This is a genomic window from Variovorax sp. 350MFTsu5.1, assembly GCF_048302515.1.
GTDB classification, from domain to species: Bacteria; Pseudomonadota; Gammaproteobacteria; order Burkholderiales; family Burkholderiaceae_C; genus Variovorax; species Variovorax guangxiensis.
In genome coordinates this window covers 5,310,760-5,333,005 of sequence record NZ_CP157620.1, presented here as the reverse complement: position 1 = coordinate 5,333,005, position 22,246 = coordinate 5,310,760, and the positions used below count along the sequence as shown (strand labels likewise).

The 22,246-nt window shown below is 68.0% G+C and carries 24 protein-coding genes and 1 tRNA gene; 13 read left to right on the top strand and 12 right to left on the bottom strand.

Going from position 1 to position 22,246, the window contains the following annotated elements; all coding sequences use genetic code 11:
• Positions 1-10 precede the first annotated feature (10 nt).
• On the bottom strand, positions 11-706 hold the full coding sequence (locus tag ABL843_RS24190; protein WP_184640997.1) for an amino acid ABC transporter permease: 696 nt from the start codon (positions 704-706) through the stop codon (positions 11-13).
• A gap of 111 nt (positions 707-817) precedes the next feature.
• Entirely contained in the window at positions 818-1,648 is an 831-nt protein-coding gene (locus ABL843_RS24185; protein WP_369661065.1) for an ABC transporter substrate-binding protein, read from the bottom strand.
• A gap of 194 nt (positions 1,649-1,842) precedes the next feature.
• Here ABL843_RS24185 and fabV point away from each other — a divergent pair, with 194 nt between their 5' ends.
• The 3 genes from fabV to ABL843_RS24170 are packed head-to-tail and all read left to right on the top strand — an operon-like array spanning position 1,843 to position 4,760.
• Positions 1,843-3,039, top strand: coding sequence for an enoyl-ACP reductase FabV (gene fabV / locus ABL843_RS24180; protein WP_418117599.1), 1,197 nt, complete (start codon positions 1,843-1,845; stop codon positions 3,037-3,039).
• Between the two features lie 27 nt (positions 3,040-3,066).
• Complete coding sequence (locus tag ABL843_RS24175; RefSeq protein WP_019656683.1) at positions 3,067-3,486, top strand: group II truncated hemoglobin; 420 nt, start codon at positions 3,067-3,069, stop codon at positions 3,484-3,486.
• A 50-nt stretch (positions 3,487-3,536) separates the two neighbouring features.
• Positions 3,537-4,760, top strand: coding sequence for an NAD(P)/FAD-dependent oxidoreductase (locus ABL843_RS24170; protein ID WP_418117598.1), 1,224 nt, complete (start codon positions 3,537-3,539; stop codon positions 4,758-4,760).
• 14 nt (positions 4,761-4,774) lie between these two features.
• Here the strand turns inward: ABL843_RS24170 and ABL843_RS24165 are convergent, their stop codons facing one another.
• Positions 4,775-5,431, bottom strand: coding sequence for a Smr/MutS family protein (locus tag ABL843_RS24165; protein ID WP_126023268.1), 657 nt, complete (start codon positions 5,429-5,431; stop codon positions 4,775-4,777).
• On the bottom strand, positions 5,431-6,108 hold the full coding sequence (gene radC / locus ABL843_RS24160) for a RadC family protein (RefSeq protein ID WP_126023269.1): 678 nt from the start codon (positions 6,106-6,108) through the stop codon (positions 5,431-5,433). Before radC ends, ABL843_RS24165 begins: the two co-directional genes overlap by 1 nt.
• A gap of 105 nt (positions 6,109-6,213) precedes the next feature.
• Between radC and ABL843_RS24155 the strand changes: the two genes are divergently transcribed.
• The 6 genes from ABL843_RS24155 (at position 6,214) to ABL843_RS24130 (ending at position 10,587) form a co-directional block, all read left to right on the top strand.
• Positions 6,214-6,657, top strand: a complete 444-nt coding sequence (locus ABL843_RS24155; RefSeq protein WP_019656687.1) for an FKBP-type peptidyl-prolyl cis-trans isomerase — start codon at positions 6,214-6,216, stop codon at positions 6,655-6,657.
• Complete coding sequence (gene ispH, locus ABL843_RS24150; protein ID WP_418117597.1) at positions 6,654-7,622, top strand: 4-hydroxy-3-methylbut-2-enyl diphosphate reductase; 969 nt, start codon at positions 6,654-6,656, stop codon at positions 7,620-7,622. The genes ABL843_RS24155 and ispH overlap by 4 nt, the downstream gene beginning before the upstream one ends.
• Positions 7,619-8,584: a threonine/serine dehydratase gene (locus ABL843_RS24145; protein ID WP_369661070.1), complete on the top strand. Its 966-nt coding sequence runs from the start codon at positions 7,619-7,621 to the stop codon at positions 8,582-8,584. Before ispH ends, ABL843_RS24145 begins: the two co-directional genes overlap by 4 nt.
• A gap of 106 nt (positions 8,585-8,690) precedes the next feature.
• A complete protein-coding gene (gene serS / locus ABL843_RS24140; RefSeq protein ID WP_369661071.1) occupies positions 8,691-10,022 on the top strand; it encodes a serine--tRNA ligase in 1,332 nt (443 codons plus the stop codon).
• A 58-nt stretch (positions 10,023-10,080) separates the two neighbouring features.
• Positions 10,081-10,170 (top strand) — tRNA-Ser (locus ABL843_RS24135).
• Between the two features lie 102 nt (positions 10,171-10,272).
• Positions 10,273-10,587: an I78 family peptidase inhibitor gene (locus ABL843_RS24130; RefSeq protein ID WP_126023274.1), complete on the top strand. Its 315-nt coding sequence runs from the start codon at positions 10,273-10,275 to the stop codon at positions 10,585-10,587.
• Positions 10,588-10,604: 17 nt separating this feature from the next.
• Here the strand turns inward: ABL843_RS24130 and ABL843_RS24125 are convergent, their stop codons facing one another.
• The 8 genes from ABL843_RS24125 to flgA all read right to left on the bottom strand — a co-directional run bounded on the left by ABL843_RS24125 (position 10,605) and on the right by flgA (position 19,146).
• Positions 10,605-11,453, bottom strand: coding sequence for a hypothetical protein (locus ABL843_RS24125; RefSeq protein ID WP_418117596.1), 849 nt, complete (start codon positions 11,451-11,453; stop codon positions 10,605-10,607).
• Positions 11,454-11,525: 72 nt separating this feature from the next.
• Positions 11,526-14,846 carry an EAL domain-containing protein gene (locus tag ABL843_RS24120; protein ID WP_418117595.1) on the bottom strand — a complete coding sequence of 1,107 codons (3,321 nt, stop codon included), beginning with the start codon at positions 14,844-14,846 and terminating at the stop codon, positions 11,526-11,528.
• Between the two features lie 368 nt (positions 14,847-15,214).
• Positions 15,215-16,009: a 4'-phosphopantetheinyl transferase family protein gene (locus ABL843_RS24115; RefSeq protein WP_126023276.1), complete on the bottom strand. Its 795-nt coding sequence runs from the start codon at positions 16,007-16,009 to the stop codon at positions 15,215-15,217.
• Positions 16,010-16,195: 186 nt separating this feature from the next.
• Positions 16,196-17,023, bottom strand: a complete 828-nt coding sequence (locus ABL843_RS24110) for a winged helix-turn-helix transcriptional regulator (RefSeq protein ID WP_126023277.1) — start codon at positions 17,021-17,023, stop codon at positions 16,196-16,198.
• A gap of 54 nt (positions 17,024-17,077) precedes the next feature.
• Positions 17,078-17,500, bottom strand: coding sequence for a YadA-like family protein (locus tag ABL843_RS24105; protein ID WP_418117594.1), 423 nt, complete (start codon positions 17,498-17,500; stop codon positions 17,078-17,080).
• Positions 17,501-17,504: 4 nt separating this feature from the next.
• Positions 17,505-17,972 carry a flagella synthesis protein FlgN gene (locus ABL843_RS24100; RefSeq protein ID WP_184641051.1) on the bottom strand — a complete coding sequence of 156 codons (468 nt, stop codon included), beginning with the start codon at positions 17,970-17,972 and terminating at the stop codon, positions 17,505-17,507.
• Entirely contained in the window at positions 17,969-18,331 is a 363-nt protein-coding gene (flgM, locus tag ABL843_RS24095) for a flagellar biosynthesis anti-sigma factor FlgM (RefSeq protein WP_184641052.1), read from the bottom strand. Before flgM ends, ABL843_RS24100 begins: the two co-directional genes overlap by 4 nt.
• An 86-nt stretch (positions 18,332-18,417) precedes the next feature.
• Entirely contained in the window at positions 18,418-19,146 is a 729-nt protein-coding gene (flgA, locus tag ABL843_RS24090; protein WP_369661076.1) for a flagellar basal body P-ring formation chaperone FlgA, read from the bottom strand.
• Positions 19,147-19,366: 220 nt separating this feature from the next.
• Between flgA and flgB the strand changes: the two genes are divergently transcribed.
• The 4 genes from flgB (at position 19,367) to flgE (ending at position 22,242) form a co-directional block, all read left to right on the top strand.
• Positions 19,367-19,774, top strand: coding sequence for a flagellar basal body rod protein FlgB (gene flgB / locus ABL843_RS24085; RefSeq protein WP_184641054.1), 408 nt, complete (start codon positions 19,367-19,369; stop codon positions 19,772-19,774).
• Positions 19,775-19,792: 18 nt separating this feature from the next.
• Positions 19,793-20,215, top strand: a complete 423-nt coding sequence (gene flgC / locus ABL843_RS24080; RefSeq protein WP_126023283.1) for a flagellar basal body rod protein FlgC — start codon at positions 19,793-19,795, stop codon at positions 20,213-20,215.
• A gap of 49 nt (positions 20,216-20,264) precedes the next feature.
• Positions 20,265-20,951: a flagellar hook assembly protein FlgD gene (locus tag ABL843_RS24075; RefSeq protein WP_418117593.1), complete on the top strand. Its 687-nt coding sequence runs from the start codon at positions 20,265-20,267 to the stop codon at positions 20,949-20,951.
• A gap of 70 nt (positions 20,952-21,021) precedes the next feature.
• Positions 21,022-22,242: a flagellar hook protein FlgE gene (flgE, locus tag ABL843_RS24070; protein WP_126023285.1), complete on the top strand. Its 1,221-nt coding sequence runs from the start codon at positions 21,022-21,024 to the stop codon at positions 22,240-22,242.
• The last annotated feature ends 4 nt before the right edge of the window (positions 22,243-22,246 follow it).

The window sequence follows — 22,246 nt, the reverse complement described above, 5'->3', positions numbered from 1 at the left end:
GTCGCTTTCCTCAGATCGTCCGCACCGGGTAACGGTGGTGGTACCAGGTGGCAAGTCCGGTGATGGCCAGCGACACCGTCAGGTAGGCCGCGCTCGCGAACGCGAAGGACTCGAAGCTGCGGAAGGTCGCGCTCTCGACCTGGCCGGCCTGGTACATCAGCTCGGCCACGCCGATCACGGTGGCGATGGAGGTGTTCTTCCACAGGCTCAGCGTCTGCGAGATGAGCGGCGGAATGGTCACGCGCAGCGCCTGCGGCAGCACCACGCGGCGCATGGTGGCCAGGTAGCTGAAGCCCATCGCGCGGCCGGCCTCGAACTGCACTGTGGGAATGGCGCGGATGCCGCTTCGGATGTCTTCCGCCATGAAGGCGGCCGTGTAGAGCGCCAGCGCGATGATGGCGCTGTAGGCCTCGATGTGCCCTGCGTAGAGCCACTGCTTGATGTCTTCCGGCAGCAGCTCGGGTGCGCCGAAGTACCAGAAGAGCATGTGCGCCAGCAGCGGAATGTTGCGGATCGACTCCACGTACGCGAAGCCGAGCCAGCGCAGCGGCGCGAAGGGCGACAGCCGCAGCAGCGCCACCACCAGCGCGATGGGCAGCGCCAGCGCCAGCGAGGCCGCGAGCAGCTGCAGCGACAGCAGCAGGCCCGCGACCAGCATGTCGTGGTACTTGCCGGTCAGCAGCAAGGAATAGTCGAACAGGGGCATGGGGGGCGACAGTATCACCGCCGCGAGGAAAGAAAGAGCCGGAGCCCGTCGTCCGGCCTCATCCTGTCGTCTCTCCGGCCTTCCCCGAGGGCGAAGGCCGGGGATTCAGGCTCAGTCGATCTTGTCGCTCTCGAGCTTGAAGTCGCGCGACTGGAAGCCCGAAGCCGTGTTCGGGCCGTACCACTTGATGAAGATCTTCTCGGCGTCGCCCGACTTCTCGAGCTCGCGCAGCGTGTCGTCCACCACCGCCTTCAGGCCGCTCTCGCCCTTCTTGATGCCGATGGCCAGCGCCTCGGTGCTCAGGTTCTGCTTGAGCACCACGTACTGCGCCTTCTGAGGACCAAGCTTGGCGTAGCTGCGCAGCAGCGCGGCCTCGTCGTCGACGTAGCCCACGCCCTTGCCCTGCTGCAGGGCCTGGAAGGCCTGCTGGCTGGTGTCGAAGGTCACGACCTCCACGTTGGGCACGGCCTTGCGGATGTTGGGCTCCTGCGTGCCGCCACGGATGGTCAGCACCTTCTTGCCGGCGAGCTGCGGCACCTCGGTGATGCCGCTGTCCTTCTTCACGATGGCCTTCTGGCCGGTGACGAAGGTGGTGAGCGAGAAGTCGATCTGCGCCTCGCGCTCCTTGTTGTGCGTGAGGCCAGCGGCCACCAGGTCGACGTGGCCCTGCTGCAGCTCCGGAATGCGCGCGGCTACCGCGATCTGCTTGAGCACCGGCTTCACGCCGATCTTCTTCGCGATGGCGTTCACCAGGTCCACCTCGTAGCCGACGATCTGGCGGGTCTTGGGGTCGACGAAGGTCGCGGGCTCATCCGTGCCGAGCACGCCGACGACCAGCTCGCCCTTTTTCTTGATGTCGGCCAGCTGGTCGGCATGGGCGACGGTGCCGAACAGGAAAGTGGAGGCGGCGAGGGCCGCGGCTGCAATCAGTTTCATGCGCATGTTCTTCTCCTTGATGGAAAGCGTAAGGGGCGGGACCATATCAATAAAACCGCTGATTATTAAATCGTCAATCGACATATGCATATGGTCAGGCTGAAGGCCGCTTTTGCGGGCTGGGTTAAATTCGCGGCGCAAAAACGCGCTTCCGGCGTCTTTCCTCCGCCTCCCTCCGCATCTCTTCGAGCGAGATCCTCATGATCATCAAACCCCGCGTGCGCGGCTTCATCTGCGTCACCACCCATCCCGCCGGCTGCGAAGCCAACGTCCGCCAGCAGATCGAATACGTCAAGGCCAGGCCCGCCATCGAGGGCGGCCCGAAGAAGGTGCTGGTGATCGGCGCATCAACCGGCTACGGCCTCGCCGCGCGCATCACCGCCGCCTTCGGCTGCGGCGCCGGCACGCTGGGCGTCTTCTTCGAACGCCCGGGCAGCGAGACCAAGCCCGGTTCGCCCGGCTGGTACAACACCGCCGCCTTCGAGCGCGCCGCGCACGCCGAGGGCCTCTATGCGAAGAGCATCAACGGCGACGGTTTTTCCGACGCGATGAAGCAGCAGGTCATCGATACCATCCGCGCCGACCTGGGGCAGGTCGACCTCGTCGTCTACAGCCTGGCCGCACCTCGGCGCACGCATCCGAAGACCGGTCAGGTCTTCAACTCGGTGCTCAAGCCCGTGGGCAAGGCGGTGAACCTGCGCGGCCTCGACACCGACAATGAGACCGTGAAGGAATCGGTGCTCGAGCCCGCCACGCAGGAGGAAATCGACAACACCGTGGCCGTGATGGGCGGCGAGGACTGGCAGATGTGGATCGACGCGCTGCAGCAGGCCGGCGTGCTGGCCGATGGCGCCAAGACCACGGCCTTCACCTACCTGGGCGAGAAGATCACGCACGACATCTACTGGAACGGCTCCATCGGCGCGGCCAAGAAGGACCTCGACCAGAAGGTGCTGGGCATCCGCGCGCAGCTCGCGGCCAAGGGCGGCGACGCGCGCGTGTCGGTGCTGAAGGCGGTGGTCACGCAGGCCAGCTCGGCCATTCCGATGATGCCGCTGTATCTGTCGCTGCTGTTCAAGGTGATGAAGGAGCAGGGCGTGCACGAGGGCTGCATTGAGCAGGTGTACGGGCTCTACGCCGAGAGCCTCTACGGCAGTGCGCCGCACATCGATGCCGAAGGCCGCCTGCGCGCCGACTACAAGGAACTGGCGCCGCAGGTGCAGTCCCGCGTGCTCGAGCTGTGGCCGCAGGTGACCAAGGAGAACCTGTACGAGCTCACCGACTTCGCGGGCTACAAGACCGAGTTTTTGCGGCTCTTCGGCTTCGCGGTGGAGGGCGTGGACTACGAGGCCGACGTGAACCCCGATGTGGGCATTCCGGGCATCGTGCAGCTTTAGCAGGCCCCTCAAGGGATACTCCCGCCCATGCAGATTCAAGAAAAGCCGCCCGCCGGCACGCCGTTCGACTGGATTGGCGGCGAGGCGAAGGTGGAGGCGCTGGTCGAGCGCTTCTACGACCTGATGGACCTCGAGCCCGCCTACGCGCAGCTGCGCGCGGTGCATGGCACCAGCCTCGACAACGCGCGCCAGCGCCTGTTCTGGTTCCTCTGCGGTTGGCTGGGCGGGCCTCAGTACTACACCGACCGCTTCGGCCACCCGATGCTGCGCGCGCGCCACCTGCCGCAGAGCATCGGCGGCCACACCATCGGCATCAAGGAGCGCGACCAGTGGCTCGCCTGCATGGACCAGGCGATGGGCGAGACGGGCGTGCCCGAGGACTTGCGCGCGCGCCTTCGCGACTCCTTCTTCAAGACCGCTGACTGGATGCGCAATAGAGGCGAATGATCGCCGGCCAGACACACGAGCAACGATTTCCGAAAGACGCTTCTTCCATCATGAATTCCATCGTCATCATCGGCGGCGGCCACGCCGCGGCCCAGCTCTGTGCGGGGCTTGCGGAAGCCGGGCAGGGCGCGCGCGTGCACCTGGTCTGCGAGGAGGCCTGCGAGCCCTATCACCGGCCGCCGCTGTCCAAGGCCTTCCTGAAGAGCGCGGAAGAAACCACGCAGCCGCACAAGGCTGCCGACTGGTATCGCGAAGCCGGCATCACGCTGCACCTGGGCGATGCGGCCGTGACCATCGACCGCGAGGCGCACACCGTCACGCTGCGTTCGGGCGCGGTGCTGCCGTGGCAGCAGCTGGTGCTGGCCACCGGCACGCGCGCTCGCCAGATGCCCGACCTGAAGCCGGGCCTGGAGAACGTCGCCAGCCTGCGCGCGGCCGACGAGGCGCATCGCCTGCGCACGCGCCTCGCGGCGGCAGAGAAGGTGACGGTGCTCGGCGGCGGCTTCATCGGGCTCGAAGTGGCGGCCACTGCCAAGGCGCTGGGCAAGACGGTGCAGGTCATCGAGAGCGCGCCGCGCCTGCTGGGCCGCGCCGTGTCGCCCGAACTCTCGGCGCACGTGCTGGCCACGCATCGCGCGGCGGGCATCGACATCGTGCTCGGCGCGCAGACCGGCGCCTTCGAGATCGAGGGCGACCGGCTGGTTTCGCTGCAGGTCAATGGCGTGAAGCAGCCTGTCGACCTGCTGCTGCTGGGCATCGGCGCGGTGCCGGAGACCGCGCTCGCGCAGGCAGCCGGCATCGAGTGCGCGGACGGCATCGTGGTCGACGGCCACATGCAGACCAGCGCGGCCGACGTGCTCGCGGTGGGCGACTGCACGCGCTTCCCCGATCGCCGCGCGGGCCGCGCGCTGCGGCTCGAATCGGTGCAGAACGCCAACGACCAGGCGCGCACGGCCGTTGCCACGCTCACCGGCGAGGCACGCGCGCACGACGCGGTCGCGTGGTTCTGGTCCGACCAGGGCGGCATGCGCCTGCAGATGGTGGGCCTGATGCCCGCCGAAGGAACTCCCGGCCTGAGCAGCGTGCGCCGCGCGGGCCCGAAGCCCGATGCGTTCTCGCTGTTCCACTACGTCGATGGAAAGCTCGTGTGCGTGGAATCGGTGAACGCGCCGGTCGACCACATGATGAGCCGCAAGCTGCTCGAAGCGGGCCGCAATCCCGATGCGGCGTTGGTGGCGGATGCCTCGGTGCCGCTGAAGAACCTGCTGGCCTGAGCTTAATAGGCTGCTCAGCGCCGCGCGGGCGCCAGCAGCACCACCAGCGCGCCGGCGCCGCCTTCGGCCGGTTTCGCCTGCACGAAGGCGATCACCTCGTTCTTCTGGATCAGCCAGCGCTGCGTCTTGGTCTTGAGCACCGGCTGCTTACCCGGCGAGCCCAGGCCCTTGCCGTGCACCACGCGCACGCAGCGCAGGCCCTGCTTGTAGGCGTTGCGGATGAAGCCGCCCAGGGTCTCGCGCGCCTCGTCGCTGCGCAGGCCGTGCAGGTCGACCTGCGCCTGGATGGCCCAGTCGCCCTTGCGCAGCCGCGCGGTGACGTCGGTGCCGATGCCGGGGCGGCGGAAGCTCATGGCGTCGTCCACGTCGAGCAGCGTGGTCACGTCGAACTCGTCCGAGAGCGATTCGCGCAGCACGCGCTGCTCGTCGAGCTGGTGCTGCACCGGGATGGGCGCGGGCGGCTCCGGCGCGAGCGGCACCACGGCCTTGCGGCGCAGCGGCTCGGTGGCGCCGATGGCGCGGGTGAACAGGTCTTTCTCGGCCGCGCGCTTGCGCTCGGCCTGCGCCTTGGCCGCGGCCTCGGCGGCTTCGCGCTCGCGGGTTTCGGCGAGTACGCGCTGCACCTGCTTGAGGTCGGCGAGGTTCTTGATCGAGGGCGCGCGCGCGGGCATCAGAGCAGTCCTTTTTCGGCCATGGAGAAACTCTGCCCGGGGCTCACGATGATGTGGTCGAGCACCCGCACGTCCACCAGCGCCAGCGCGGCGCGCAGCGTCTGCGTGAGCGATTCGTCGGCGCGCGAGGGCTCGATGCTGCCGCTCGGGTGGTTGTGCGCCAGCACCACGGCAGCGGCGTGATGGTGGATGGCGCGCGTGACCACTTCGCGCGGGTAGACGCTGGTCTGCGTGAGCGTGCCGCGGAACATTTCCTCCAGCGCGAGCATGCGGTGCTGCACGTCGAGGAACACCACCGCGAACACTTCGTAGGGGCGCGGGCCGATGTGCAGCTGCAGATACTGCTTGACCGCGTCGGGCGAGTCGAACACTGCGCGCTCGCGCAGCTTCTCGCCCATGGCGCGGCGCGCCAGCTCGAGCACCGCGATCAGCTCGGAGCGCTTGGCGCTGCCGCCCAGTCCCTTGACCGATTTGAGGTCGTCGGCGCCGGTGTGCAGCAGTCCCGAGAGCCCGCCGAAGCGCTCGAGCAGCTGCTGCGCGAGCTGCAGCACGTTCTTGCCCGCCACGCCGGTGCGCAGCAGCAGGGCCAGCAGTTCGGCGTCGGCCAGCGCGGCCGCGCCGCGCGCGATGAGCTTTTCGCGCGGACGGGCATCGAGAGGGAGATCCTTGAAAGACATGAAACCCCGGGTGAAACCTTGGCGGAGCCGGGTGGAAGCCCCGGTCCTTAAAATGAGGCCAGTTTATCGGGACACCTCCCTGTCTCCGCACACCTCCGCTGCACCATGTCCCAAGTCGTGAATTCCGGCTCCTTTCTCACCCTGCACTACCGGCTGGCCGGTCCTGCGGGCGACATCATCAACACCTTCGCCGACAAGCCCGCCACGCTTTCGCTGGGCACCGGCGAGCTTTCTCCCGCCATGGAGCAGCGCCTGATGGGCCTGGAAGAGGGCACGCACGCCACCTTCGAGCTGCCCGCGGGCGAGGCCTTCGGCGAGCGCAATCCCGACATGCAGCAGTGGGTGGCCAGGAAGCTGCTTGCCCAGATGGGCGACCCCGACGAGCAGTACGCCGTCGGCGACGTGGTGCAGTTCCCCACGCCCGACGGCACGGGCAGCTACGCGGGCGCGGTCATCGAATCGAACGACACCGCGGTGCGCTTCGACTTCAACCATCCGCTCGCGGGCCAGCCCGTGACCTTCGAAGTGAAGCTCATCGGCGTGCTATGAACCCCGGAATCTCCGAAGTCATCCTGGCCGAGCCGCGCGGCTTCTGCGCGGGCGTGGACCGTGCCATCGAGATCGTCGAGCGCGCCATCGCGAAGTTCGGCGCGCCGATCTACGTGCGCCACGAGATCGTGCACAACACCTACGTGGTGAACGAGCTCAAGGCCAAGGGCGCGATCTTCATCGAGGAGCTCTCCGACGTGCCGCCCGGCGCGACGCTGGTATTCAGCGCGCATGGCGTGAGCAAGGCGGTGGAGCAGGAGGCGCGCGACCGCGGCTTCTCGATCTTCGACGCCACCTGCCCGCTGGTGACCAAGGTGCACGTCGAGGTCGCCAAGCTCGCGAAGGAAGGCTACGAGTTCATCATGATCGGCCACAAGGGGCACCCCGAGGTCGAGGGCACGATGGGCCAGCTCTCCAGCGGCATCCACCTGGTTGAAGACGTGGAAGACGTCGCCAGGGTCGCCCCGTCGCAGACCGACAGGCTCGCCGTGGTCACGCAGACCACGCTGAGCGTGGACGACGCCGCCGACATCGCCGCCGCCGTGCGCGAGCGCTTTCCCAAGGTGCGCGAACCCAAGCAGCAGGACATCTGCTACGCCACGCAGAACCGCCAGGACGCGGTGAAGATCATGAGCCCGCAGGTCGACCTCGTGATCGTGGTCGGCAGCCCCACCAGTTCCAACAGCAACCGGCTGCGCGAACTGGCGCAGCGCCTGGGCACCCAGAGCTACATGGTCGATTCGGCCGCCGAGCTCAAGCCCGAGTGGTTCGAGGGCAAGGCGCGCATCGGCATCACCGCCGGCGCCTCGGCGCCCGAAGTGCTGGTGCGCGAGGTGATCGACCGCGTGCGCGCCCTCGGCGCGGTGTCGGTGCGCAAGATGGACGGCATCGAGGAAACCATCAAGTTTCCGCTGCCCAAGGGCCTCAAGCTCGACGACATTCCTCCCCCTGGACACATCTCTTGAACACCACGCAGACCGCCGGCTGGCGCTCCGAAATAGATAGCGCATCGCAACGCCTGGCCGAGCGTGCCGGCCACTTCCTGCGCCAGACCCCGCTGTGGAAGCTGCCGGCTTCGGCCTTCGGCATCGACGCGAGCGGCGCGGAAATCTGGCTCAAGCTGGAGCACATGCAGGTCAGCGGCAGCTTCAAGGCGCGCGGCATGATGAACCGGCTGCTGGCCAACGAGATTCCGCCAGGCGGCGTGATCGTGGCCTCGGGCGGCAATGCAGGCATCGCCACGGCTGCGGCGGCGCGCGCGCTGGGCGTGCCCTGCCAGGTGTTCCTGCCGGGCGTGTCGCCCGAAGCCAAGCGCGCGCGGCTGCGTGCGCTGGGCGCCGAGGTCGTGGTGGTCGGCGAGCTGTACCCCGACGCGCTGGCCGCCTGCCTGACACGCCAGAAGGAATCGGGCGCCTTGCTCACCCACGCCTACGACCAGCCCGAAGTGGTGGCCGGCGCCGGCACGCTGGGCCGCGAGATCGAGCAGCAGGGCGGCCTGCCCGATGCGGTGCTCGTGAGCGTGGGCGGCGGCGGCCTGATCGGCGGCCTGGCCGGCTGGTTCGAAAAGCGCTCCCGCGTGGTCGCGCTGGAGCCCGAGAAGGCGCCTACGCTGTTCCGTGCCCGCGAGGCCGGCGAGCCGGTCGACGTGGAGGTGGGCGGCATCGCGGCCGATTCGCTGGGCGCGCGCCGCATCGGCGCCATCGCCTGGGAAATCACGCAGCAGCAGGTGCAGGACGCGCTGCTGCTGTCAGACGAGTCCATCCGCGCGGCCCAGCAGTGGCTGTGGAAGGAACTGAAGCTGGCCGTGGAACCCGCCGCCGCGCTGCCGCTGGCGGCGCTGCAGACCGGTGCCTACAAGCCGCGCGCGGGCGAGAAGGTCTGCCTGATCGTCTGCGGGGCGAATGTCGATCCCGCCACGGTCGCCTGAGGGCTTCCGGCTTCTCGCGGTTCACCCTCCGGGCCACGCCGACCCTGTCGGCGGGCATCGTCAGCCTGCCGCCTTCGGCCAGCGTACGCCCACCTAAAATCCCCCCATGCTCGACATCACCCTGCTCCGCAAAGACCTGGCCTCCGCAGTGGCCGGCCTCGAAAAACGCAAGAAGAACCAGCCGTACCTCGACGTTTCGGCATTCACCGCGCTCGAAGCCGAACGCAAGACGCTGCAGACCCGCACCGAGGAAATCCAGGCCCGCCGCAACGCGCTGAACAAGCAGATCGGCCCGCTCAAGGCCAAGGGCGAATCGACCGACGCGCTGATGGCCGAAGTGAATGCGCTGAAGGCCGAGCAGGAATCGCAATCCAAGCGCCTCGACGAGATCCAGCCCGAGCTGCACGCGCTGCTGCTGGCCGTGCCCAACCTGCCGCACGCCAGCGTGCCGGTGGGCGAGGACGAGACCGGCAACGTCGAGATGCGCCGCTGGGCTCCGAAGGGCGGTGCGGGCGCCAACGCCACGCCGCTGGGCTTCGCGCCCAAGGATCACGTCGACCTCGGCGCGCCGCTGGGCCTCGACTTCGAGACGGGCGCCAAGCTCGCTGGCTCGCGCTTCACCGTCATGAAGGGCCCGATCGCCCGCCTGCATCGCGCGCTCGCGCAGTTCATGCTCGACATCCAGACCGAGAAGCACGGCTACAGCGAGTGCTACGTGCCCTACATCGTCAACGCCGCCACCCTTAGCGGCACCGGCCAGCTGCCCAAGTTCGAGGGCGACCTGTTCGCCGCGAAGAAGGGCGGCCAGGACGGCGAGCCCGCGCCCGACCACTCGGCGCTGTACCTCATCCCGACCAGCGAGGTGCCGCTGACCAATTTCGTGCGCGACGAGGTGGTGCCCGAGTCGCAGCTGCCAATCAAGCTCACCGCCCACACGCCGTGCTTCCGCTCCGAAGCGGGCAGCGCTGGCCGCGACACGCGCGGCATGATCCGCCAGCACCAGTTCGACAAGGTCGAGATGGTGCAGATCGTGCACCCCGAGAAGAGCTACGACGCGCTCGAGCAGATGACCGGCCACGCCGAAGCCGTGCTGCAGGCCCTGGAGCTGCCGTATCGCGTCGTGCTGCTGTGCACCGGCGACATGGGCTTCGGCTCCACCAAGACCTATGACCTCGAAGTCTGGCTGCCCGCGCAGGACACCTACCGCGAGATCAGCTCCGTCTCCAACTGCGAAGCCTTCCAGGCGCGCCGCCTGCAGGCCCGCTTCAAGAACGCGCAGGGCAAGAACGAACTCGTGCACACCCTCAACGGCTCGGGCCTGGCAGTGGGCCGCACGCTCGTGGCCGTGCTCGAGAACCACCAGAACGAAGACGGCTCGATCAACGTGCCCACGGCGCTGCGTCCGTACCTCGGCGGGCTCGAAGTTTTGAAGGCTTGATGGCGAGGGCTTCAAAAGCCCCGTTTTTGTCTGCTAGAATCGCAGGCTCGACAGCACCGGAGAGGTGGCAGAGTGGTCGAATGTACCTGACTCGAAATCAGGCGTACTAGCGATAGTACCGAGGGTTCGAATCCCTCCCTCTCCTCCAAAAAATGACGGCCTGATCCATGTAGAACGTGGATCAGGCCGTTTTCTTTTGGATCGACGGTCTGCCTGCAAGACTCTGCGTACTCCCAGGAAAGGATCCGCCATGAAGCTCCATCCCAGGTTGATTTCCAGCGCTGCTGCGGCGTTGGCGATCCTGTCGATCGCCGCCTGCTCGGTGCCGCAGGCGAAGGATGCCGCCGCGGCGCCCGCAGCGCCCGCCGCGTGTCGCCAGGACGCCGCAGCCGCCCTGACGGGCAAGAGCCGCATCAGCGACGCCGATGCCCGGCAGGCGACAGGCGCGTCCATCGTGCGCCAGATCCAGCCGGGACAGCCCGTGACGATGGACTATCGCCGCGAGCGCGTGACCATCGAGACGGACGCGGCCAGCGGCAAGATCGTCCGCGCCTACTGCGGATAGTCCGGCTCCTGCCGGTCTCAGCCGTTCGCCGCAGCGCCCGTGCCGGCCTGCGCCGAAGGGCGGGCGGTGGCGGCAGTGGCGATCGTGCCTTCCTTGTCGAGCGAGCACCACGCGGCCTGAGGCTGAGCCTTGCCCGCTTCGAGCGAGCACCATGCGGCCGAGGTCTTGGTGGCCTCCGCCGAGCACCATGCAGCCGAGGTCCTGGCGGCCTCCGCCGAGCACCATGCGGCCGAGGTCTTGGTGGCCTCCGCCGAACACCATGCAGCCGAGGTCTTGGCGGCCTCCGCTGAGCACCATGCGGCCGAGGTCCTGGTGGCCTCCGCCGAGCACCATGCGGCCGAGGTCTTGGTGGCCTCCGCCGAACACCATGCAGCCGAGGTCTTGGCGGCCTCCGCCGAGCACCATGCAGCCGAGGTCTTGGTGGCCTCCGCCGAACACCATACAGCCGAATCCTTCGCAGCCGCCGGCATCGGCTCGCCGAACTCCTCGGCAAGCAGTCGCTGCATCTGCTGGAAGGCCGCCTCCAGCGCCTTCGCGTCGTCCTCGCCGCGCAGGCCGAGGTATGGGAAGTGATGCAGGAAATATCCGAAGGTGGCTTCGCAATCGGCGGCGTATTTCCTCGTGTCGAGGATGTGCATGTGCCAGAAGCGGTCGACGTCCTGTTCGGGCGCGAGGGTCAGCTCGGGGTGCTTCGCGTGCAGGATCAGGTAGCGCTTGTATGCCACTTCCATCTGGTCCGCGTAGCTTGCCGACCAGCCGTAGCCGTCCTCCTCGCGGGTGGCTTTGAACTTGATCGGCGTCAGGTCGAGCGCGTGGATCGCCGCGATCGTCTGTTCCAGCGGCTTGTTCTGGGTTGAATCGGTCATGAATGCTCCTGTGAAGTTTCGGGGAAGCCCGAGCGAACGTGCCCGGTAACGATTGCCGCGAAGGCGCGGCCTTCAGGCCAGCGCCGACGGGGCAAATTGGGTGCGCAGGTGACGCGCCATGAAATCGCGTGCCTCGTCGGCCGGCACAGGCTTGCACAGCCAGTAGCCCTGGGCTTCGTCGCATCCGTGGCTGTGCAGGTAGTTGAACTGGACGGGCGTCTCCACCCCTTCGGCCACCACCTTCATCCGCAGCCCGTGGGCCAGCGTGATGATTCCGTCGATGAGAGCGCGCGCGTCCGCGTCCTGCGAAAGGTCGTTGATGAAGGAGCGGTCGATCTTGACCGTGGAGAGCGGAAAGTGCTTCAGGTACGACAGCGACGAGTACCCCGTGCCGAAGTCGTCGATGGCCAGGCCCACGCCCATGTCGCGGATGGTCCGCAGCAGTTTTGCCGCGTGCTCGGGGTTCGCCATCATCGCGCTCTCGGTGATCTCCAGCTCGAGCAGCGAAGGATCGAGGCCCGACGACTCCAGGATGGCCTTGACGTCGGCCACCAGCGTGCGGCTCTCGAACTGGCGCGGCGACAGGTTGACGCTGGTCAGCACCTCCGGCAGGCCGTGCTTCTGCCATGCGAGCGCGTCGGCACAGGCTCTTTCCAGCGCCCACTTGCCCATCGACACGATCAGGCCGAGCTCCTCGGCGATCGGAATGAACTGCACCGGCGGGATCATGCCCAGCACCGGATGGCGCCAGCGCATCAGCGCCTCCACGCCGACGATGCGCTGCGTCTGCAGGTTCATCTTCGGCTGGTAGTGCATTTCCAGTTCGCCGCGCTCCAGGGCGTGGCGCAGGGCGCTTTCCAGCATGAGCTGCTCGGTGCTCTGTGCGTTCATCTTCGCCGCGTAGAAGCGGTAGGTGTTGCGGCCCTTTTCCTTGGCGCGATACATGGCGGTGTCGGCGTTCTTCAGCAGCGTCTCGGCATCGCCGCCGTTCTCCGGGTAGATGCTCACGCCCACGCTGGCGCTCACATGCAGCTCGCGGCCCTCGATGATGAAGGGCTCGGCGCAGCGGTCCAGCACCTTCTCTGCCAGCACTGCGGCGTCGTTCGCGCTGTCGAGGTTTTCCATCAGCAGCACGAATTCGTCGCCGCCGAAGCGCGCCACCACGTCGCTGTCGTGCAGCAGCTTCCTCAGGCGCTTGCCGCAGGTCTTGATCATCTCGTCGCCCACGCCGTGGCCGAGCGTGTCGTTGATGTGCTTGAAGCGGTCCAGGTCGACGAACATCACGGCGAACTGCTTCTGCTGGCGGTTGCTGCGCCTGATGGCCCGGGCCAGCTCGTGCTGCAGCGCCGAGCGGTTGAGCAGCCCCGTCAGCTCGTCGTGGCTGGCCATGAAGCGCAGGGTCTTCTCGGCCTGCTTGCGCTGCCGGTACTGGACGATCTGCAGTGCGATGACGCGCAGCGACTCCAGCGTCTCGGCGTCCGCGACGTACGGACTGGCGCCGAAGAGTTCCAGCGCCGTGGTCGCCTCGGGCGCGACCATGGGTACCACCAGGCCGGTGGTCAGCCCCGCCTCGCGCGCCATCGCGTCGCGGGTGAAGTGGCTCGGCGATGCCTGCGTGTCGATGCGCACGACGCTGCCGATTCCCCACGCGCGGCCCAGCGAGCCTTCGCCGGAGCGGTAGGTGAGCAGGCGGCTGGCCTCGACGAAGCCCCGCACCGCCGGGTCGTTGTCCACATGCCAGGCCACGGCGCAATGGGCCAGGCCGTCCTCGCCGACGCTCCACAGCGCGCCGCAGTCCCAGCGCAGGTCGGTGCATATCGCTTCAAGGGCCAGCGCGATCACCGTCTCGGTCCTGCCGTCACCGGCCAGCAGGCGCGCGATCTTGTATTCGAGCTTCTGGCGCAGCGCATCCTTGCGCGGCCGCGTGGCATCGCGCACCGTGCCGCGCACCAGCCTCCTGCCCGCGTCTTCGCCCGACTGCGCGATGACATGCAGCCAGCGTTCGGTTCCGTCGGGCAGGCAGAGCCTGTGCTCGAACTCGCTGCGCTCGGTGGACTGGGACGCCAGCGCGATCTGCCGCTCGACCGTGCCGCGCTCCATGTTCGGCACGCGCGAGAGCAGGGCGTGCAGGTCCAGCGGCAAGGGGTCGTCGGCAAAGCCCAGGATGCGCCGCGCCTCCTCGGAGCATTGCAGCGCGCCGGTTTCGGGGTCGAGCGTCCAGCTGCCCAGGCTGGCCAGGTGCTGCGCGTCCTCGAGCTGCCGCTCGCTCGCGCGCAGGTGGCTGGTCATCTCGTCCGCCAGGACCTGGGCCCGGCTGCCCGTGGTGGCCAGCGACAGCATGATGCCGGCCAGCAGCGTGCTGGTGGCGAGGCCGCCCACGAACACGAGCCACGGTATGGTCTTGTCCAGCGGGCCGAGGATCTGGCTCTCGTCCTGCTTCACCTCGACCACCCAGGAGCGGCCGCCCAGCTCGAAGCCGAGCGTGCGCTCCAGGCTGTTCGCGGGTTCGGCAACGGGCTTGGCGAGGGCGGCGCTGTCGAACAGCAACTGCCGGTCGCTGAACGCGATCGGCGTCACGAACCTGGTTTCGATGCGCGTTCCGATCGGTCCCCGGCCCGGACCGGCGTCGGCCAGGCGCAGGCGCAGCGTCTTCGCGGCCTCGATGCTGATCACGTCGCGCAGCATGCCCGTGATGCTGAAGCCCGCGCCCACCGAGCCCATGTAGGCCTGGCGCCGCTGCTCCAGCGTATCGACCGGCATCTTCGGGCGGTACACCGGCAGCCGCATCGCCAGCCCGACGTCCGAGCCGCGGCCCGCGATGCGGATCTTGCGGCCGGAGGTGACGAGCCCGCCGGTGTCGCGCCCCTGTTCGAGTGCGTCGCCGCGGTCGGGCATGGCGCCCAGGTCGTTGCCCAGCAGTTTCTCGTTGCCCGCCAGAGGCTCGATGAAGGCCAGCGGGTAATAGATATCCCGCGTGCCGCCCGGCTTGATGGCGAAGCCGGAGCTGACGGCCGCGTCGAGGCTGTCGTCGCCGCGAACCTGCTCCTCGAAGAGCTGCTTGTCCTCCGGCATGACGCGGGGCGCGTAGTTGACTGCCTGGAAGCCGGGGTAGGCGCTCGGCAGGTTCAGGCCCGAGACGTAGTCCCGGAAGTCGCTGCGGGTCACTCCCTCCGAGGTATTGAAGCGCGCGCGCAGGCCGATCAGGACGGCGATGTAGTCGTCGAACCGGCTTTCGACCTTCCGCGCCAGATCGAGGGCGGTAGCGTCGAAGCGCGTCCGCGCGCTGCGCCCGATTTCCTGATGGGCATAAATTCCGAGGGCGATCGACAGCGCCGTGCCGAGTATGAAGATCACAACCGGCAGGCGAATCCTGGCCCAGATGGACAAAGACATGGTTCGATCCTGTCGCTAGTGCAAGCCGGATGGCTCCGAGTGCCCCACAGTGTGGCACGGGAGCGGACGCAACGGTTTCAATTGGGAACAATTCACTCGTAATTCTGTAATGTTGGGTAAGGAGTTCTTAATTGTTAATTCTTAAGAATTAAATTTATTTGGCGCCAAAGCTTTTGACCCGGGTCAAAAGACCGCTCCCAGGTACCGCGGAAAGCGGCCTCCTGCCTGGAATGCCTGCGACGGCACCGCAACGGCGCGACGAAGCATCCGCCCGGCCTTCAATGGTCGGAGGTGCTGTATTTCGGTCTGTGGAACCGCGCCGAATTCGAGGCGAACAAGGATCGGCAGTAGCAGCCGGCGGGCAGGCCTCAGGCGGCCGCCGATCGGCGCGTCACCGTGCCCGGGAATTCCTCCACCGACGCGAGCAGCGGCGTCGCCTTCAGGCACAGGATCCGCGCCTCGCGGCCATCGCGTGCCCGCTCGAGGCAGAGCGCGACAGCATGGGCGTCGTCGGGCTGCAGCCGCCAGAACTGCCAGCCGGTGGCGTCGTCGTCCTCCAGGGCGTGCCCGAATCCGATGGCCTGGCTGCCGCTTCCGTCCAGGTCGAAGGAAAAGCGGTCCAGCGGAATCGAAAGGCCCATGCCGCGCGCCTTGATGTAGCTTTCCTTGAGCGTCCACAGATCCCAGAAGCGCGACGGCTGCTGCGCGGCCGGAAGCTGCTGCAGCGCCTGCGCCTCCTTTGCCGAGAAGAAATGCCCGGCGACCTCCAGCGGCGCGTTCCTTGCCGTGTGCTCGACGTCCACGCCCACTTCGCGCTCCACCGCCAGCGCTGCCACCACGAGCGACGCGCTGTGCGAAATGTTGAAGCGGATGCGCTGCGCCTGCGGCAGCGCATTGGCGATCCGCGGGCGACCGTATTCGTTGTTCTCGAAGCGCCAGTCCGCTGGAGCGACCTGGGGAACGTAGCGCGAGAGCAGTGAGCGGATCAGCCCTCGTGTCATCAGATGGCGGCGCCTGTCCCGGGCGAAATGAAAACGCCCGTGCTTCTCCCGCTCCTCGGTCGTCAGGAGGGCCATGATGGCCGCGTCGCCGGCGGGGTCGTCCTGTTCAGGCACGTACAGGTGCCAGAGGTGGACCTGGTGCGCATCGATCTGCAATTGCATGCGCAGGATTCTGGCCTGCCCCGGCGGCGTCCGGCCCTCGCCCGATTCAGCCCGGCTTAAGTTTGCAGTTCCATACTGGAGTCGACGGTCCGCTGGCGTTGGTAGAGGTTGCCACTGGCACCCGCGCCGCTTGATGCGGGCGGTTCCTCGAGGCCGGCGATCGTCACGTCTTCCTTGCCGCCTGCGCTAAGCGCGGGCGGCTTCCCCCAGCCAGTTCGGCTCGTTGGACGTATCCGGAAAGCCCGAGTCGTCCACGGTCCCGGTGCCAGCCATCGGCTGCACGGCCGCGTGCCGCAGCTCGTAGCCCCGGCCGTACACCGAGTGCAGCACGAACTCGTTCGCCTTGTGCAGCGAGAGCTTGCGGCGGATGTTCGCCACGCAGCAGTCGAGCACCCGGCTCTTGCGCTCGACGCGCGAATCCGGCCACAGCGAACCCAGCAGCCAATCGCGCTCCAGCAGCTGTCCGGCGTTGCGGAACAGCAGCAGCGCCAGTTCGAACTCGCGCGGCTTCAGGCGGATTTCCTCGCCCTTGCGCACCACCACCTTGCGGTTGCCGATGAAGCGGTAGTCGCCGAACAGCGCGCTCGTCGCCTGCGGATGCAGCAGCGTGTCGTTGCGCCGCAGCGCCTCGCGAACGCGCAGTTCCACCTCGAAATCGTCGACCGGCAGCACCGCGAAATCGATGCCCGGGCCCTTCGACTCGGGCTCGGCGGCCGACAGCACCTCGGCCAGCAGCTCGCGCTGCAGCGCATTGGCGACCAGGAAGATCGGCACCCGCAGCGCCTGGCACATCGAGGTCAGCACCGGCCACGCGCCTTCGTCCTTCAGCACCACCAGCAACAGGTCGAAGTGGTTGGTGCCGTGCGTCGCCGCATGCAGGAAGTCGGCGCTGTTGTCGAATGAAACCGGCGTGCAGCCCATCAGGCGCAGCTTCTGGCCCCACGCGCGCGTCTGGGCTTCGTCGCAACCCACCATGGCCACCTGCCGCGCGTCGCCGCGAGCATCGTTGTTCATGTCGAAAGCTTCCATGTGTTGGTGGCGGCGGTGGGTGATGAGGGTTGCCCGCGTTCAGCGCTCGCCGGCGCGTGGCAGCTTCCAGCCGATGCCGGCGTTGAATCCCCAGTCCCGCCCCGCGCTGGCGAGGGTCATGCCCCAGGCAGTCCGCCCGTCATCCGAAAGAGTCCTGAAGCCCAGGCTCACCGCCGTGTAGCCCCTGTAGCTGCCGAAGGCGAGGCCCACGGTCTTCTCGCCGGGCTGGAGGGCGGGCACGTAGGCGGCCGTCATCGCCACGGCCATGGCGGTGCCCGAATAAGCGACGCGCTCAACGTCGCGCAGCACCGCGCCCGTCTGGCTCAGCTGGCCGACGCTGACCGCGTCCCCCGGCTGCACGCCCGGCGCCAGGTTGGAGATCGCCACGCCCCCGGCAGCGCCCGCCGTGCCGTGCCCGGCGGCGGCGCACAGCCACAGCGCGACCAGCAGCGCCGCCCGCACGCGCTCAGCCCGCCGCGAGGCGGTTGCCCGAGCCCGCCTGCGTCTTGCGCACGCCGTCCGGTCCGTAGAACAGCTGCGCACTGGCCTGCAGGAAGTGCAGTGCCTGTTGGGTGAAATCGAGATGCGCGTAGACCATCGAGCCGTTGCGCAGGTTGTGGCCGCGCGCCTGCCCGGCCAGTTCCAGCAGTTCCTCCCAGGCCTGCCGCGCCTGCGGGCCGGCAGCGGCGGCGGCCGCATCGGCGCCCTCGCGGCCGGGCCCGAAGCCCAGTGCCGCCTGCAGCGCCTCGCGCTGCGCGTCGAGTTCGGCCATGCGGTCCAGCAGCACGGTCTTTTCCGCGGCGATGGCCGCCAGGTCGGTGAAGCTGCCGCCCGACATGGCCTCGGCCTCGCGGTCGAGCACCGATACGAATTCCTCGATGCAGGCGGCCTCGGTGCGCAGGTGGGCCAGCAGGTCGGACTGCTGCTTTCTCATTCGCCTTCGCCCTTCTTCACGTCCTGACCGTTGCCCGCGGGCGCATCGGGCGCGCCGGGCGTGAGCAGGTCGCGCACGCTGGCCAGCAGGCCGTCGGCGATGCGTTCGGGGCGGATCTGGTAGCGCCCCGCGCGGATGTCCTCGCGGATCGCCGCCACGCGGGCCGCGTCGAAATCGCTGGCGGCGCCCGTGGCGCTGGGCAGCGAGTGGACGTGCGCCGACGGGGCAGGTGCCGCCGCCTTCGCGGTGCGCTGGGCGGCGTCGGCGCCGGCCGAAGCGGTCGTGCCTGCCGTACCGGCGGTGGCTGGCGTCGTTCGGTGAAGGGGCGTGGCCGAGGGGGCGGGTTGATCGATTTTCAAGGTGATTCCTCAGGGGCTGACCCGTATATCGGCAGCCCGCGCAAGAACTTTAGGAATGGCGTGCATGGCGGCTTTTGTGCGGCGCGTCATTGCGCCAGCCGGATCTGCCCCTCTTCGTCCGCCACGCCGCTGACCAGCCGGCCGTCCAGCGTCCTGGCCTGTACCGCGGCGCCTGCAGCCGCTCCGGTCATGGCCTTGGCCTCGGTGCTGATGACGAAGCCCTGGCCCTGCGCCACCACCTTCACCGCCTGCCCCTGCTGGATGACGGTGACGCCGCGCAGCAGCTCCTTGCGCAGCGGCGCGCCGGGCGCCACGCGGTTGGCCGTGACCACGCCGGCGAGCTCGGCCGCGCTGGTGACGATGGAGCGCGGCAGTCGCGTGAGGTCGCCGGTGCGCTCCGCGACGTCGCCCGCGCCCAGCGGCCGGCCCGCGTCGATCGCGCGCGCGGCCACGAAATAGCTGCCTTCCACCGACACGTGCGCCTGCACGAAGCGCGTCCAGGGCCGCTGCGCCTGGCAGCGAACGCCCACCGAGACGCGGCCCCACGGCTTCGCGCCCGGCGGCAGGAAGGCCTCGGGCGCGTCGCATGCGGGCAGGGCCGAGGTGCCGCGGCCTTCCAGGCTGATCGTCACCTTGCCCGGCAGCCCGGCCGATTGCGCCTGCAGGTATTTCTCGATGACCGCGTCGGCGGAAGCAGCGCCTTCGGCTGCGCCTGCTGCGCTGGCCGCGCAGCAGCACGACAGCGCCAATGCCGCTGCGGGCAGCACGGTGCGCAGTGCGTGGTCGCGAAGCTCGGCAAGCGTTGGAAGGGTCATCGGATATGTGTGGGTGGTGGCTTCGGCGGCGGTGCGTCACACAGGAGCAACGCATGCCGCCGCACGGAAATTCTAGAAATCCGCGCGGCTATCGAAGTTGCGAGCAGCAGGCGAAAACCCCCTTTGTTCGGGCGATTGCAAAAGCGGCTCGTGCATAGACTCGCTTTCCATCTGTCGCTGCGCCCCGCGCACTGGCGACGCCTCAACGGATGGAACAAACATGCTCGACAAGCTGGATGCGGCGCTTCGCTTCAACCGCGAAGCCCTCAACCTCCGCGCGGAACGCCAGGAGGTTCTCGCGGCCAACATCGCCCATGCGGACACGCCCAACTACAAGGCGCGCGACTTCGACTTCAGCGCACGCCTGAGCGAAGCCGTGGAGCGCGGCCGCGCATCGCAGTCGATGTCGCTGGCCACCACCTCGTCGCGCCATCTCGCGGGACAGGCGCAGGCCATGCCCGACAAGGACCTGCTCTACCGCGTGCCCAACCAGTCCAGCCTCGACGGCAACACCGTCGAGATGGACGTCGAGCGCATCGCCTTCGCCGACAACGCGCTGCGCTACGAATCGAACCTCACCGTCATCAACGCGAAGATCAAGTCGCTGCTCTCTGCGGTGCAGCAGTAAGCAGCCAGAGCCCGTTCCATGCCCTTCAACAGCACCTCCATGAACATCTTCAACGTGGCCGGCTCGGCCCTGACCGCGCAGTCGCAGCGCATGAACGTGACCGCGAGCAACATGGCCAACGCCGAGAGCGTGGCCGGCCCCGACGGCATGCCCTACCGCGCGAAGCAGGTCGTGTTCCAGGTCGCTCCCTCGTCGTACGGCGCCGGGGACATCGGCGGCGTCAAGGTGGCCGGCGTGGTGGAAGACCCGTCCCCGCCGAAGCTCGTGTTCGACCCGAAGAGCCCGCACGCCAACGCCGAAGGCTACGTGGCGATGCCCAACGTCAACGTGGTCGAGGAGATGACCAACATGATCTCCGCCTCGCGCAGCTACCAGGCCAACGTCGAAGTGCTCAACACCGCCAAGACGCTGATGGTCAAGACGCTGACCCTCGGCCAGTAACTCCCCAAGTCCCGCAAGACGCACAAGAAAGAACAGGCACGAACGCGCCATGGCCATTTCCGATACCTCGTCCATCACCGGACAGAACGCCACCTCGGCGGTTGGCGGCAACAGCAGCACCTCCAACGTCGACAGCGAGCAGCGCTTCCTGAAGCTGCTGGTCACGCAGCTGAACAACCAGGACCCGCTCAACCCGATGCAGAACGCCGAGCTCACCTCGCAGCTGGCGCAGATGAGTACCGTCAGCGGCATCGAGAAGCTCAACAGCACGCTCTCGGGCCTGGTGAACCAGACCAGCTCCAACCAGCTGCTGCAGGCCACTTCGCTGATCGGCTACAACGTGCTGTCGCCGGGCGATTCGCTCACCACCAAGGAGCCCGAGGCAGGCAAGGAGCCCGCGTCGCAGGCCTTCGCCGTCGAACTGCCGGGCACGGCCTCCGACGTCGACATCAAGATCGTCGATTCCACCGGCAAGGTCGTGCGCACCATCAACGCCGGCTCCATGACCGAAGGCGTCAACGCCGTCACCTGGGATGGCAAGGACGACACGGGCGCCGTGGTGCCCGCGGGCGCCTACCGCTTCACCGTGGACGCAAGCAACAGCGGAACCACCGTGAAGGCCACGGCGCTCACTTTCTCGCAGGTGGCGGCGGTCAAGCAGGGCGCTGCCGGAGTCACGCTCGAACTGATGACAGGCAACAACATCAGCCTGTCCGACGTGCGCCTGTTCCTCTGAGCGTCTTCTTTCCCTTCCTCTTCGCATCCAACGCAAACGCGCCGCATCCAACGGCAGACAAGGAACCATCATGGCTTTTTCCCAGGGCATCAGCGGACTCGGCGTGGCCGCGGCCAACCTCGACGTCATCGGCAACAACATCGCCAACTCGGGCACCGTCGGCTTCAAGTCGGCCGCCGCAACCTTCCAGGACGTGTACGCCGGCTCGCGCGTCGGCCTGGGCGCTTCGGTCTCCGGCGTGACGCAGAACTTCTCGCAGGGCGTGACCCAGTCGAGCAGCCGCCCGCTGGACGTGGCCATCCTCAACGGCGACGGCTTCTTCCGCCTGACCAGCGCCACCGGCGAAGTCATGTACTCGCGCAACGGCCAGTTCACGCGCGACAAGGACGGCTACATCGTCAACGCCTCGGGCCTGCGCCTCACCGGCTTCGGCGCGAACGCCAACGGCGGCATCAGCGGCGGCACGCCGGCGGCCATCCAGATCCCGACCACGCCCATGACGCCCAAGGCCACGACCGGCATCGACGCCGAGTTCAACCTCGACGCGCGCAAGACCGCGCCCACCAAGACGCCCTTCAACGCGGCCGATTCCGACACCTTCAACTACTCGAACGCCGTCGGCCCCATCTACGACTCGCTGGGCAACCCGCATGACGTGTCCGTCTACTTCGTGAAGAACGCGACGCCCGCCAACACCTGGAGCGTGTACGGCACGGCCGACGGTGCGGCGCTGAACGCCGGCGCCGCGCTCGGCACCCTGACCTTCGACTCCGCCGGCAAGATGACCGCGCCGGCCAGCGGCCAGCTGAGCCTGGGCACGCTCAACCTCACCAACGGCGCCGCGGCACTCACTCCCACGCTCGACATCTCGGGCACCACGCAGTTCGGCGCCGCCAACGCCATGAGCAAGCTCGCGCAGGACGGCTACCGCTCGGGCGAGCTCACCTCTTTCTCGATCAACGCCGACGGCACCATCACCGGCAAGTTCTCCAACGAGCAGACCAAGCTGCTGGGCCAGGTCGTGCTGTCCTCCTTCGCCAACCCGAACGGCCTGGAGCCCAAGGGCAACAACGTGTGGGCCGAGACGCAGGCCTCGGGCAACCCGCTGACCGGCACGCCGGGCGAGGGCACCAAGCTCGGCTCGCTGCAGTCGGGCGCGCTGGAGGCATCCAACGTCGACCTCACCTCCGAGCTGGTCAACCTCATCGTCGCGCAGCGCAACTACCAGGCCAATGCGCAGACGGTGAAGACGCAGGACCAGGTCATGCAGACGCTCATGAACATCCGCTGAGGCG